Source organism: Natronotalea proteinilytica (assembly GCF_055379935.1).
In genome coordinates this window covers 3,473,734-3,486,602 of record NZ_AP043947.1, presented here as the reverse complement: position 1 = coordinate 3,486,602, position 12,869 = coordinate 3,473,734, and the positions used below count along the sequence as shown (strand labels likewise).

At 55.0% G+C, this 12,869-nt stretch carries 9 protein-coding genes; 5 read left to right on the top strand and 4 right to left on the bottom strand.

Going from position 1 to position 12,869, the window contains the following annotated elements:
- Positions 1–62: 62 nt before the first annotated feature.
- Positions 63–3,176, bottom strand: a complete 3,114-nt coding sequence (locus ACZ5AL_RS13860; RefSeq protein WP_464511129.1) for an ankyrin repeat domain-containing protein — start codon at positions 3,174–3,176, stop codon at positions 63–65.
- 308 nt (positions 3,177–3,484) lie between these two features.
- On the opposite strand from ACZ5AL_RS13860, the gene zigA reads away from it, so the two are divergent.
- The 4 genes from zigA (at position 3,485) to ACZ5AL_RS13840 (ending at position 6,680) form a co-directional block, all read left to right on the top strand.
- Positions 3,485–4,684, top strand: a complete 1,200-nt coding sequence (gene zigA / locus ACZ5AL_RS13855) for a zinc metallochaperone GTPase ZigA (RefSeq protein WP_464511128.1) — start codon at positions 3,485–3,487, stop codon at positions 4,682–4,684.
- Between the two features lie 133 nt (positions 4,685–4,817).
- The gene (locus ACZ5AL_RS13850) at positions 4,818–5,444 is read left to right on the top strand and encodes a riboflavin synthase (RefSeq protein WP_464511127.1); all 627 of its coding nucleotides are present in this window, start codon (positions 4,818–4,820) and stop codon (positions 5,442–5,444) included.
- A gap of 78 nt (positions 5,445–5,522) precedes the next feature.
- Positions 5,523–6,224 carry a J domain-containing protein gene (locus ACZ5AL_RS13845; RefSeq protein WP_464511125.1) on the top strand — a complete coding sequence of 234 codons (702 nt, stop codon included), beginning with the start codon at positions 5,523–5,525 and terminating at the stop codon, positions 6,222–6,224.
- Between the two features lie 96 nt (positions 6,225–6,320).
- Positions 6,321–6,680 carry a DUF4286 family protein gene (locus tag ACZ5AL_RS13840; protein ID WP_464511124.1) on the top strand — a complete coding sequence of 120 codons (360 nt, stop codon included), beginning with the start codon at positions 6,321–6,323 and terminating at the stop codon, positions 6,678–6,680.
- A 159-nt stretch (positions 6,681–6,839) separates the two neighbouring features.
- Here ACZ5AL_RS13840 and ACZ5AL_RS13835 read toward each other — a convergent pair whose 3' ends face one another.
- A complete protein-coding gene (locus tag ACZ5AL_RS13835; RefSeq protein ID WP_464511123.1) occupies positions 6,840–7,073 on the bottom strand; it encodes a hypothetical protein in 234 nt (77 codons plus the stop codon).
- A gap of 414 nt (positions 7,074–7,487) precedes the next feature.
- Here ACZ5AL_RS13835 and ACZ5AL_RS13830 point away from each other — a divergent pair, with 414 nt between their 5' ends.
- Positions 7,488–7,892 (top strand): hypothetical protein, encoded by a 405-nt coding sequence (locus tag ACZ5AL_RS13830; protein WP_464511122.1) that lies wholly within the window; start codon positions 7,488–7,490, stop codon positions 7,890–7,892.
- A 7-nt stretch (positions 7,893–7,899) separates the two neighbouring features.
- Here the strand turns inward: ACZ5AL_RS13830 and ACZ5AL_RS13825 are convergent, their stop codons facing one another.
- Complete coding sequence (locus tag ACZ5AL_RS13825) at positions 7,900–8,460, bottom strand: TlpA family protein disulfide reductase (protein ID WP_464511120.1); 561 nt, start codon at positions 8,458–8,460, stop codon at positions 7,900–7,902.
- A 405-nt stretch (positions 8,461–8,865) separates the two neighbouring features.
- Entirely contained in the window at positions 8,866–12,831 is a 3,966-nt protein-coding gene (locus ACZ5AL_RS13820; RefSeq protein ID WP_464511119.1) for a replicative DNA helicase, read from the bottom strand.
- Positions 12,832–12,869: the final 38 nt, after the last annotated feature.

Below are 12,869 nucleotides of genomic sequence, written 5' to 3'. Positions count from 1 at the left end.
TATTCAGCACAATGTTGCTTTGCCTTCGTGTTAGAGGGCTGATGCGCAACGTGCGGAAGCAATTACTTGGCTGCTTTCTTCAAGCGACGCTTTACTGCTTTAGGGAGATCCTCCGACTCGGCAATATCAAGGACTGTACGGCCTTCCTTATCGGTTATAGATGGATCGGCGTCCGCATCAAGCAGCAAGTTAATGGTTTCAGTGTCGCCACTCCACACAGCAATATGCAGAGGGGTGCGCCCGAACATTGCGTCTTTGATATCCGGATCGGCTTCTTTTTCCAGAAGTAGCTTAATGGCGGCGGTGGCGCCATTCCAGGCTGCGACGTGCAGCGGAGTCTGATTTTCATCGTCGTACGCGCTGGCGTTGGCTCCGGCGTCAAAAAGGGCCTCTTCGACCGCAGTCGAGTTATTGCTTGCGGCCATGTGCAGCGGAGTGCGTTGCTCCATTTCGCGAGCATCTGGGTCGGCCCCGTGGTCAAGCAGCATTCGAGCGGCATCGGGCGCGTTGTTGATGGCTGCTAAGTGAAGTGCTGTGCGTCCGTCTTCTTCTTGCGCATCGACATCAGCGCCTGCATCAAGCAGCTGCTTGATGATGTCTGTAGCGTTGTTACTAGCGGCCACATGCAGAGGAGGGCGTCCGAAGGCACGTTCGGGGGTGTTCGGGTTGGCTCCAGCATCAAGTAGGAGCGGAACCATTTCTGCGGCGTCGTTCCAAATGGCACTGTAAAGCGGCGTGCGCCCCGATTCCTCGTCAGCCTGATTGGGGTCGGCGTCGGCCTCAAGTAGTGCTTTGGCGGCGTCTATAGCGTTGTTGTAAGCGGCTTTATGGAGTGGAGTGTGTCCTTCTTTGTCAAGGATATTAGGGTTGGCGCCTGCCTCTAGCAATGCATTCACCGGGTCAAGGGCATTACGTCCTACGGCCATGTGTAAGGCTGTGCGCCCTTCCTTATCGGTAAGGTCTGGCGATACATCGCTGTCGAGCAGCAGCCGAAGCACATCCATCGACTCATTCGAGACCGCCAGGTGGATGGCCGGGCGCCCGTGCTCGTCCAGCAGTTCTTGGTTGGCGGGATGGTCGATGAGCTTGAAGGCAGCGGCTTCAGCGTTATGGATGGCTGCCAGATGCAGAGCAGTGCGACCATGCTCGCGGTCTTTTACATCGGGATCGGCTCCTCCATCAAGCAGGGCCTGCAGCGCTGCGGTTGCGTTATGCCATATCGCTTCGTGCACAGGAGCCCGCTTGCTTTCTGAGGCAATATGGTTGGGATCAATGTTATCGTGCCGCATGAGTGCTTTTACAGCATCCGATGCGTTGTTGATCGCGGCTCCATGAAGCGGAGTCTGGCCTGCTTCATCTTGGGCGTTGGGAGAGGCTGCTGCTTCAAACAAGACGGAAATAGCCTCGCCAGCATTCTGATGAGCAGCAAGGTGGAGGGGCGTGCGAGGGCCTGCTGCGGGGTTGGCCCCCCCAACAATGAGGGCTTCAAGTGCAGCTTCCGCATTGGCACCAGCAGCCATATGCACCGGTGCCCACCCATTGCGGCTTTTTGTGCTGTGGTCGGCGTCGTGGGCGAGCAACGTGCTTATAGCAATCGCTGCATTCGCCTGGGCTGCTGCGTGCAGAGGGGTTTTGCCGTCCGCATCGGTGGCATTCGGATCGGCTCCCTTTTCGATAAATGCTTCAATTGCTTTGGGAGAGTCGGCACGGGCAGCCACATGAATCGGCTGTAGCCCTTTCTCATTTTCCAGCGTAGCGTCAGCACCCCGTTCAAGCAGCAGATAAATGGTTTCCTCGGCATTGCCCCAGGCAGCAGCATGAAGTGGTACATTTCCCACCCGATCTCTTGCGTTTGGGTCGCCATCATGATCGAGCAATGCTTTTACAGCATCTACGGCATCAGTCTGTGAAGCGGCATGGATAGGCGTTTGCCCTTCACTATTTCGGGTCGCAGGATCGGCTCCTGCCTTGAGAAGTGCGGTAATGGTAGCTGTTGACTTCCGTTGCACGGCCCGGTGAAGCGCTGTGCGCCCATGATTGTCGCGCCGGTGCGGGTCTACATCGTGCTCAAGTAGCACAGCAATCGATTTAGTAGCGTCGCGCTCAATGGCCAGGTGCAAAACCGATCGGTCGGCGTCATCGGTTGCATAAGGATCTGCATCCCCTTCAAGCAGCACCCGAACTACGTCGGCGGCATCGGCTTCGACAGCACGGTGCAGCGCCGTACGATCTTCGTTGTCGCGGCGGTGCGGATCCAGCCCGTAGTCAAGAAGTGCACGCACCGACTTTGGCGCGTTCATGTCGGCAGCCAAATGCATTGCTGTACGCCCCGTGTCATCGCGCCCATACGGATCGACACCACCATCGAATAGCGCAACGATCGACTTTGTAGTCTCAGACTCAACGGCTCGATGCAATGGCGAGCGCCCCTCACTGTCGTTGGTATGTGGATCTGCCCCTTGCTCCAAGAGCATTGCAATCACCTCAACCGCTTCAGCATCAACAGCAATATGCAATGGCGTTCGACCGTCATCGTCAAGGGCCTCTACATCGTCAATGTACTCAATCAAAGCCGCTGTAGCATCGGCGGCATCGGCCTCAATAGCTAGGTGGAGTGCCGTTTTGCCATCGTTGTCATGCTGGCGTGTGTCCACCTCGTGCTCAATGAGCACAGGGATCACTTGGGCTGCGTTCTGTTGAGCCGCCCGATGCAACAGCGTGCGTCCACGGTCGTCGGTGCGGTTAATCGTGTTGGTCTGCTTCAGCACAACAGCGCACACCGCGGGGGCATTTGCTGCAATGGCAGGCTCTAGGGCGTCGGAAATAGGTCCTTTTTCGAGTAGCGAGGCGGCCTCATCGTTGTGGGTGGCCACTACGTTATCGAGCATAGGCCAGTCAACACCGTCCCACATCGCCTTGCCGGGCGAGGCCTCAGCCCAGGTGCCCTCGTCTTCTACTCCAAGACAAATCCAGAGCTGGTCGGATACATCTTTGGCACGAAACGCTTCCAAGGTTTCTTCGAGCGACTTTTGCTTCTCTTTGTACGTTGATAGCTGCGACTTGTATGCTCCATCGTCGAGTTCGTCTTTCTCTTCGCGCAACTGAGCAATCTTATCTCGAACCTGCTGTAGCTCAGCCTGCTGATCTGACAACGGCTTGGAAGTAACGTCGGTCATAGTAGATTGTGGGCATGCGATGACGGTAGAATGAGCAACGTGCCACGTAAAGCACGCAAAGCGAGGGAACGAAATCAGTGCCTAGCAGCCAGCCGCACACCGAATTCAGGGTGCAGCCAGAGATACGGCAGTCTGCATACACATCTTCGCAAAAAATGAGCCCATATACAACATTTGGCTGAAAGAACCCGTCAATAGCCGCCTTCTTTCTCCAGCCGAAACCCGAAAAGCTCACACTCGTACACATTTAGTGTGTATTTTGACCTAAAGATTTACTTTTTTAATCACAGTCGCCCCGTCCCTTGCCTATGTCACGATTGCCCGTCACCGTTCTGTCTGGATACCTCGGTGCTGGAAAAACTACGCTACTTCACCACATCTTGCATGGCGATCATGGCAAGCGCATTGCCGTGATCGTAAACGACATGTCTGAGGTGAACGTCGATGCTGCACTGGTTGAGGGTGACGATGTTGGCGTGACCCGCGCCGATGCCAACCTGGTCGAGATGTCAAACGGGTGTATCTGCTGCACCTTGCGCGAAGATCTGTTGGTGGAGGTGAAGCAACTTGCTCAAAACGGGCATTTTGACTACCTGGTTGTAGAGTCGAGCGGAATTTCGGAGCCGATGCCGGTGGCCGTGACGTTCGATTTTACGGATGAGCACGGCGAAGCCCTCTCGTCGTTTGCTCGTCTCGACACGATGGTCACGGTTGTAGATGCAGAGCGTTTTCCACGCGACTTCAACTCGACCGACCGACTGCGCGACCGCGATCAGGAGGTAGATGCCGACGATACCCGTTCTATCGTCGATCTGCTTGTGGATCAGGTAGAGTTTGCTAACGTCATTCTGCTCAACAAGACCGACCTGGTTGATGCAGAGCAAATCGAATACCTTACAGGTGTGCTTCGCAGTTTAAATCCGGATGCAGAGATCATTCCCACTACGCATAGTCAGGTGCCCCTCGAACGAGTGCTCGATACCGGTGAGTTCGATCTAGAGGCGGCCCAGGAAATGCCCGGGTGGCTCAAAGAGCTGCACGGCGAGCATATTCCGGAGACCGAGGAGTATGGCATCAGCAGCTTTGTGTACCGGGCGCGGCGTCCGTTTCATCCACAGCGGTTCTGGGACACCCTGAATGGATCCTGGCCAGGCGTTATCCGCGCCAAAGGCTTTTTCTGGTTGGCTACGCGGATGCAGCACGTAGGTGAGCTTTCGCAAGCCGGGCGCCTCCGCGACTTTCGTCCGGCCGGCTATTGGTGGGCGGCCGTGCCCGAGGAGCGCTGGCCCAACAATCCAGATTTGCGTGCCGACATCGAAGCCCGATGGGAGCCCGACATTGGAGATCGACGTCAAGAGCTCGTGTTCATTGGAGTAAACATGCCCGAGGCAACTTTGCGTGAACAGTTGGATGCGTGCCTGCTCACCGAATCAGAGATGGAGCAACTCCTTGCGGGCGACCTCACACTCACCGACCCGTTTCCCAACTGGCAGATGCAAGCGGCATAACCAGCAGTCCATTACAGAGCTGCATGGCTGACGAGTTCACACTATCGTTGAAGCCGAAGTGATCTCTCTGGGGCTGTAGGCGTAGCATGGATGTCTATAATTCGCATCTTCCTACCCCTACAGCCCCGTACGTATGTTTACTGGCATTATCAAGGACGTTGGCCGCATCGCACAGATTGACGACCTCGGTGGAGGCCTGCGGTTTACAATTCATAGCCGGTTTGCCTCTGCCCTGACCGTGGATGAAAGTATCGCCGTAAACGGGGCCTGCCAAACGGTGGTGGCGGCAGATGAAGAAACGTTCGTGGTGGATTCGATTGAGGAAACGCTACGTAAGACCACGTTCAGCACCTTGTCTGTAGGCGACCCCGTGAACTTAGAGCGCCCGCTCAAAGCTGGAGGGCGCCTGGATGGCCATTTTGTTCAGGGCCATGTAGATGCAACAGGTACGATCGTGCAGGTCGATCAGGAGGATACCGATTGGCTCTACACGGTGTCTTTTCCTGAACGCTTTCAGCGGTATCTGATCCCTGTGGGGTCTATTACTATTGATGGAATCAGCTTAACAGTGGCACGCATTGGCGAGGGGACGCTCACCGTAGCCATCATTCCGCACACCTACGAGCATACCATTGTGTCGGATGTCTGGAGCAAGGGGGCCGCGGTGAACCTGGAGTTTGACATGCTGGGCAAGTATGTTGTTGGGTTTATGGAAACACAGGGAGGGGTTCCAGATGGTGGCTGGGATCTCCTGGGGTGAGCCTCCGTTAAGATTGGGTGCAGTGCTCGTTTTCGGCTGCAACACCTGGACGTTCCCGCGAAGTTAGTCCGGTTCCCCATGCGTTCTTCTCGTTCTCGTCGCTCCTACGCTCCCGATTATTATCGTGTGCTGGGTGTTCCTCCGGGAGCCAGCCAGCGGGCTATCAAGCGGGCCTTTCGGAAGCGTGCGCTTGAGTGCCACCCCGACCGTGCTGCCGCGGGAGAAGATGAGGCCTCTGCCGACGAATTTGTACGGCTCCGTGAAGCTTTTGATGTGCTCAGTGACCCCCACGAGCGCAAACAGTACGATGCCTGGCGGCGCAACCAGGGCCGCTCCCCTCGTCGGTCGCGCCGGTCAGGTCGGCGACATAGGCAGTCTGCCCGTTCGGGTCGTTCACAGTCAGCCTCCTCCCGAGCAACTCATAAGGCCCGAGCGCGCGGCGATCGTTATGCACGGCGGACCCGGAACGGACGATTTGCCGAGTCGTGGCGCCGCGAGGAGTCGCCCAATGCCAAGGTGTGGATGGGAGCCATGTCGAGTCGTATCAATGGGCTCGCAAACAAGCACAAGGTACTGCATCAGCATCATCGCACGCTGGTTCCGGTTGGCGGTATGGTCGGGGCGGCGGTGTTCTTTGCAAACCCGACCGTCATTCACACTACTGGTTCATTGCTTGTAGACCTGGCGCTATGCATCATCATCAGTGCGGCATGTGGGTTTGCTGTGAGCATGATAGGAGGCGTTATGCATCTGGTGATGGACCACAATACAGGATGGTAAGGCATCTCGAATCCCGGTCATCTGCGCGCTCAACATATCGCTCGGTGGCTCGTTGCTGATTTGCGTACTTGATTTGCGAACCTACTCTTATGCCTCATGCTCATTTACGAAGTGAACCTGACCGTTGACGCTGACATTGCTACCGAATATAGCACATGGCTCCGTGAGCATGTGCGCGAGTTGTTGGAGTTGGATGGCTTTGAAGGCGCTACCTGGTATCGTCGGACGGAAGACAGTGCCTCCATCCCTGAAGAGACCGCTCCAGAGGGCGAACGGTACTGGACGGTGCAATACTTTATCCGCGATAAGGACACGTTGAATACGTATCTAGACGAGCATGCGGATCGGTTTCGGCAAGATGGGCTCGACCGGTATGAAGGCCAGTTCACGGCCGAGCGACGCATTCTGAAGCGGGTACGCACCTTTAGCAATCCAGTAAGCCGATACGACGAGTAATTGAGATGGTGGTTGCGTAGCGCCCCGTTCCAAACCAAAAAGGGATGGCCATTCTACAACGGCACATCCCTTTCTGGGGGAATAATCAAGAATGTGTGTTGCATACAACAAGTGATTTAACAACGAGGAGAAATACGAGACGCACACGTAAACGGCGTGTTAAAAGACACCGTCAAAGTCCTCGTAGTAATCATCGTCGTAGTCGTATACATCATCCTCGACATCGTCTTCGTCGTCGAAACGATCGTCGAAGTCGTCGAAGGCATCGAACTCTTCATCGAAGAGCGCATCGTCTTCGAAAAAGGCGTCGGTATTGGGGTCGTGCGCAAAAGGATCGTTGAACCGGTCTAGCGTTTCATCGACCGAGTCGGCAAAAGTGTCTTCGTAAAGCATAGGTCTATTGGTGTTTAGGTCTACATCTGCGAGCGTAAAGAACGCCACCGGGCTGTGTAATGCACCGTGTGTCTATCACGAGAGCAGATTTTCATTGTGAGGCATCGACGCATCACAAAACGCCAGGTTTCCATTCCAACAAGCTTCGTTCGATTTCACGAAACCTGTGCTGGATCTGTAAATCGTTCTTCACAGTTGCAAGATCGGAGCGCTATTGGATCTGCACACGCTCCGCACCTCCGTCTATCGATGCGTTTTTGGCGCACGTCTATTGCGGGATAAGCCATGCGTGTCTACAATGCGCACCTAAAATACACAGCGGACGGCGTTCCCAAAAGCCATGTCGGGAATCTCCCTTCCTTTCCATTCGTTGGGAAAAGCCCAGTGTCTTTTCACGAACTCCCCCTGTTTACTATGGCTGCCGAACACAGCGCATATCCAGAACCAAGCGACTTCAAAGTGATGCGTCCATCGTATCATGAGAAAGACGATGGTTATGTCCTTGCTACCATTTCCATCTCTCCGTTTAAAGTGCAAGGCGAAAGCCTATCAAAAGCGGGGGCTCGGCGTGCAGCCATTTATGAAGCAGAGAAGACGTACAACTCGTATCATCCGTCGTATACGATCCAAAGCCCTTACCCCGATCACTTCGTAGATGCTGAGGGCACCGAGTGGCACCGCGTACCGGCCTTTCAGCGCAGCACGTACGGAGATTACCGGTTTATTGACGACCAAGGCGAAGAAGAGTACGCCGACATTGAAATGATGCTGATGTGGGATGTGCGTCCGGTCGAAGAAATTGAACCAGCGGATGCCTAATCCCGGTTTAAGCGAGACGGCGTAACACCCGGTTGAGCGTTGACTTTGGTAAGAAGCCGGTGTGAGTATACCGGATGTCTCCATTCCGGTCGATAACGTACGTACGCGGGACGGCTTCGCCTGGAAAGTGGCGTGCGGCCAACTGCATGGATGCGATTTGCGGATAGTTAAGCCCCTTGTCATCGGCAAACGGCTGCACCACATCGGCGCCTTGCTGGTCGATTGCAATACCTACAAACTGTACCGAGCCCTCCCATTCCTCTTGCAAGTCGACGAACCCGGGCAGCTCGATGCGACACGGGGGGCACCAGGTGGCCCATACGTTCACGACCAGTACGTGGTCGGAATAAGCTTCGGTATCAAACGTGGTGCCTTCTATCGTCTGATGTGAAAAGACGGGAGCCTCTTCGCCCGGCGGATCCAACTCTAACAGCGGCTGCCAGAATTGAAATACGATGTAGAGGGTAACGCCAGCTAGCACAGGCCAGTGCCAGTAATCGCGCACCCATCGCCAAATCTGAGCGCCTGTGGAAGGAGACGGGATATGCTTTGAAGCAGAATCAGACATTAGCGAGTAGGACGGAAGGTAATAGTAGCGGTTAACGTATGAGTGACCTCCGCTCGTCTCGAAAAGAGGCCCGCACGTCATCCTGACGCAGCCAGACGGAAAATGCGGGTAAGAAGACGTTTGGAGAGGTTGTTATTTAACGTTTTAACCTCTACCAAGGCAACAAATGTCAAGGCAACAAATGTAACGAATCTCTGCACCACGTTATGATGGACATCTGCTGGGGTCGTGTATGTGCACTTCCGGGGAGGATCCACTTCTCTTGAGCCTGACCTCTGGTGGGGGGTCAGGCTTTTTTATGTGACGTCTTCTTGCTTCTCTTGTAATAACAAGAGGCGTTTCGGTTTCACTTCGTGTGATGGTAGGTATTGTGGGTCCTTTCCGTATTCAGTCAAAATGGGACATCTAAAACGGAGCGTCGGCGTCATCGGGCGGAGGGGGCGGGATGGTTCCGCTGCCGCTGTCGCCACCAAACGGAGGGAGTTCGTTTCCGTGCTGAGATCCGTCATCAGAGGAGGATTCCATTCCGCCTCCACCCATGTGTCCTCCGCCTCCTGAACCGGAGTTCTCATAGCGGGTGGTGAGGTTCTCAAATCGAGCATACCGATCGACAAAGGCTAGTTCGACGGTGCCAATGGGGCCATTCCGCTGCTTTCCAATGATGATCTCAGCGATGCCTTCGGTGGAATTGCCCTGATCGTCAACCGTAATACCGTACCGCTCCGCCCGGTAGATAAACGCGACCACGTCCGCGTCTTGCTCAATAGAGTTGTGGACTACAATGTCGTTTGCCACAAAGTTTTGCAATCCTGGAACGGTGAGGTCGTAAACCTGCTCAACCCCATCGGGCTCAAGCACGGCTACTTCATCCCAATATATGTCACTTTCTGCAAGACGGCGCAGCGGTTCTGACGACACAACGTTTGCAACTCGGGAAGCACGCTCTCGGCTCATGTTTGACCTGTAAAGCGATGTGCCACAGTATGACATTCCTAATGCCGACTGCATCTGGCGGGCTGTCATTTTTTTCTTCTTCATCGCAGGGACCACAAGAGAACGCCAAGTGGCTTTTGGTACAATGTCCCTATTTGTATTTGATGTCTTGTTATCAAGGTAGTCCTCAATCTTGGAAAGGGATTCTTTTTTGTACGCTCCCTGTGCACCAATCAATACAGCAAAGTTTGTAAGGTCTTCTGCACCACTCACAATAACATGGTACTGAGGCCGTCCTGTGTCTTTCTGATCCACAAACCGACGACGAGCATTAATACCAAGACGTACAAGAAGAGACTGTACATTAAGAGCAAGTTGTTTGCTGCTCGTCGAATAATAAACGGCTGGATACGGGGATTTGCCTCCGCGCATCCGAATACATCCATCTGTAGCCCATAGATGACTTAGAAATGTGGCAATAGCATCAGTAGATTGCTGGAAAACTTGCGATGGCACCTGCTTTTCATGAGAACGCAACCCCCAAACACCTAACTCCTCAAGCCACTCACCTACAGCGCTTCGAACGCCATGCGTGTGAGAACGCGTTGAGGTGAGATAGACCTGGTACCAGTTCTTCTCCTTGACAATTCGTGGAGCAACCTTGTCTCCAAAAACTGACTTAGCAAGCTGCACCACCTTTTCCGCAAGATCCAGTTCGCGAGTAGTATATTGGATGGCATGGGTAGGTAACGTGCACCCGTCTCCAATAAGATGACCAAGTAGGGCTAACTCATCATCACCAATTGTTTGATTTTCAGAGGCGGGTAGGTGCCGAGGCAGAGCGATCCGTTCTCCTTTCTCCAACTCATCGAGGCGCTTCCATCCATCCACCGTCAGAAACTTATGATTTCCCGTGGCGCGCACTTGACGTCCTAATTGAGTTTCCAGTCGATATACCGGCTTCGTTCCTGTACAGAATGCATTGCTTACGGTCTGTTTCTCGAGCTCATACGTCTTGGGATTTACCGACCACACCTTGAACCCTTTCCTGCCGCAGAGTTCGCGCATGGGAACGCACTCACCGGTATCGGCCAATGGTACAAGCGTATCGCCTGTTAAACATCCCGACTCTCTCAAGTCCGACAGCTGTGGGCGTTTGTCGCCACCCCGGTTTTCGACACCTCGGTTCAACTGGGAGAGTGCAATCACGGGTACGTCCAGCTCTTTCGCCAGCCCCTTGAGAGAACGCGAGATATGGGCAATTTCTTGTTCTCGGTTCGAGTTGTTGCGCACGGACGATGCCTGCATCAACTGTAGGTAATCCACCACCACGAGGCCCAACCCGTGTTCGGCTTTTAGGCGGCGGCATTTGGCACGCAGTTCCAGCACCGAGAGGCCAGGCGTGTCATCAATGAACAGTTCGGCATCGGAGAGCTTTCCGGCGGCGCGGGCCAGGTTTTGCCAGTCCTCATCTTTCATGCGCCCGGTACGTGCCCGCTGAGCATCTACGCGCGCTTCGGAGGTTAAGAGACGCTGAGCCAGCTGCTTTGACCCCATCTCCAGCGAGAAAATCGCGACACTCGTAGGCCGCTCCGGATGCGTGGCTGCGTTGAGTCCGCAGGCAAGCGAAAAGGCCGTGTTATGCGTGACGGTGCCGTCAGCGAGCAGAAAGCGACCATTCCCATCGAGGGTAAAGCCGTAGTATTCGCCGACGCCGTCGGGTTCCACCTCAATACCTGTCACCTGCCAGTTGCGCCCGTCGGTCCAGGGCGTAGCTTGCTTACGCGAGATGCGCACCGGGATCTCATCCACATTGCCGTTGAAGCGCACCCGGTAGACTTCCGAGGAATAACCGGTCGATGCAATATGAGCCGTTTTCGCAGTAATTGATGTGCGATAGCCAAGTGTGTCGCACAAGAACTTGATCTGATGGGCCAGCTGCTTGCTCGACTGCGTGATTTCGTAGGTGCCTCCATGGCTACGGTTCAAATGGCCATCGCTGTCGATGAGGCCGGCCAGCAGGCGGAGGCGCTTCGTACGCGAGTTGCCCAGATAAATCTGCGGAATGTGCTTGTTGTTGAGGAGGTCCAGATCACGCAGCGTCGCCTGAATAGCGCTACGGGTGGCCACTGTGCCGCGCTCGCCACTCTTCACGAGATAAACCGGGCATGCGCGGTCTACATCATGTGTGCTTACCGTATCGCCTCGCTCTTTTGCAAAGGTTTGGAGATAGCTGACGACTTCGTCATCCGTCGTGTAAATGCGTGCATTGTCAGATTTTCCGTCGCCCAACCAGAGTCCAAGGAAGTACGGATCGAGTGGAACAGAACGCTCCTCAAAATCAGCCGATACCTTGAATCCCTTGTTGTCGTTTTTCCACTTATCGGATGTGTTCAGGTATTCACGCACCGAGATGTCTGTCACGCTACCTCGCGCGCGCTTGTCGCCACGGTGACTCTTTTTGAGCGACAGGATGTGGCTTTCATTCACCCGATAGTCCATGCCTCGCTTCTGGCGAACCCAGTACATCGGCTCGCGACCGCGCGCAAGTGAATTCACAGTGCGCGGCTCCCCATCGTCGCCCATGAGCCGGTCGCCAACTGTAATGGTTTCTACGGGTTTGACCGTGCCGTCATACATCATGACTGGGGTGCCTCGTCCCAGACATTTTCCCATGGAGGGCCGCGCCGCGACGATGATCAGATCCGACGGCTGCCATCCGCTGGTGAGGTCATCGAGTTTGCGAAAGCCGCTGGGTACACCGGTGATGCCGCCCTCTTGTCCGTGAATGGACTCCAACTGTTCGAGCGTGTCTTTCACCACCTCGTTAATCGGCGAGGCCGCTTTACGCAATTGGTTATCGGAGATCTGAAAAATTTGTCCCTCGGCGTCGTCAAGCAACTCAAACGCATCGGCACCGGGCTCGTAGGCTTGGCCCACCAGATCGGTCATGGTTTCGATCATCTTACGGAGGAGCGATTTCTCCGCAATGATGCGGGCGTGATATTCGACATTGGCCGCAGAGGCGACTTCGGTGGTGAGTTCGGAAAGATAATAGCCGCCCCCAACATCGTCGAGCTGCTCGCGCCGTTTCAGTTCGTTGGTGAGCGTGACAAGGTCCACGGGGTCGCCCTGTTCAAACAGGTTGAGCATAGCGACATAGATTTTTTCGTGTTTGCCGCTATAGAACGCATCGGGGGTAAGCACCTGAATGGCTTTTGGGATCGCCTCGCGCTCAAGGAGCATGGCCCCCAGCACCGACTTTTCAACCTCGGTGGCCTGGGGCGGTACGCGTCCGGCCTTCTTGTGCATGGCTTCGTTACGAGCACGCCCCTTATTCCGGTCTTGGCCTCGCATCTTATCGAGTGGATACGACGGCTGACCGGCTCCGTCGGGGTCGATATTGAAGCGGGGTTTATCGGACGCGTTGTTGGGCATGGAGCACACAGGTTGGTGGAGGCAGAGCCGCTACTGTA

What these genes read in the sequence shown, in the direction of transcription:
- ACZ5AL_RS13860 (WP_464511129.1), bottom strand. Translation starts at nt 3,176, where the DNA reads ATGACCGACGTTACTTCCAAGCCGTTGTCAGATCAGCAGGCTGAGCTA.
- zigA (WP_464511128.1), top strand. Translation starts at nt 3,485, where the DNA reads ATGTCACGATTGCCCGTCACCGTTCTGTCTGGATACCTCGGTGCTGGA.
- ACZ5AL_RS13850 (WP_464511127.1), top strand. Translation starts at nt 4,818, where the DNA reads ATGTTTACTGGCATTATCAAGGACGTTGGCCGCATCGCACAGATTGAC.
- ACZ5AL_RS13845 (WP_464511125.1), top strand. Translation starts at nt 5,523, where the DNA reads ATGCGTTCTTCTCGTTCTCGTCGCTCCTACGCTCCCGATTATTATCGT.
- ACZ5AL_RS13840 (WP_464511124.1), top strand. Translation starts at nt 6,321, where the DNA reads ATGCTCATTTACGAAGTGAACCTGACCGTTGACGCTGACATTGCTACC.
- ACZ5AL_RS13835 (WP_464511123.1), bottom strand. Translation starts at nt 7,073, where the DNA reads ATGCTTTACGAAGACACTTTTGCCGACTCGGTCGATGAAACGCTAGAC.
- ACZ5AL_RS13830 (WP_464511122.1), top strand. Translation starts at nt 7,488, where the DNA reads ATGGCTGCCGAACACAGCGCATATCCAGAACCAAGCGACTTCAAAGTG.
- ACZ5AL_RS13825 (WP_464511120.1), bottom strand. Translation starts at nt 8,460, where the DNA reads ATGTCTGATTCTGCTTCAAAGCATATCCCGTCTCCTTCCACAGGCGCT.
- ACZ5AL_RS13820 (WP_464511119.1), bottom strand. Translation starts at nt 12,831, where the DNA reads ATGCCCAACAACGCGTCCGATAAACCCCGCTTCAATATCGACCCCGAC.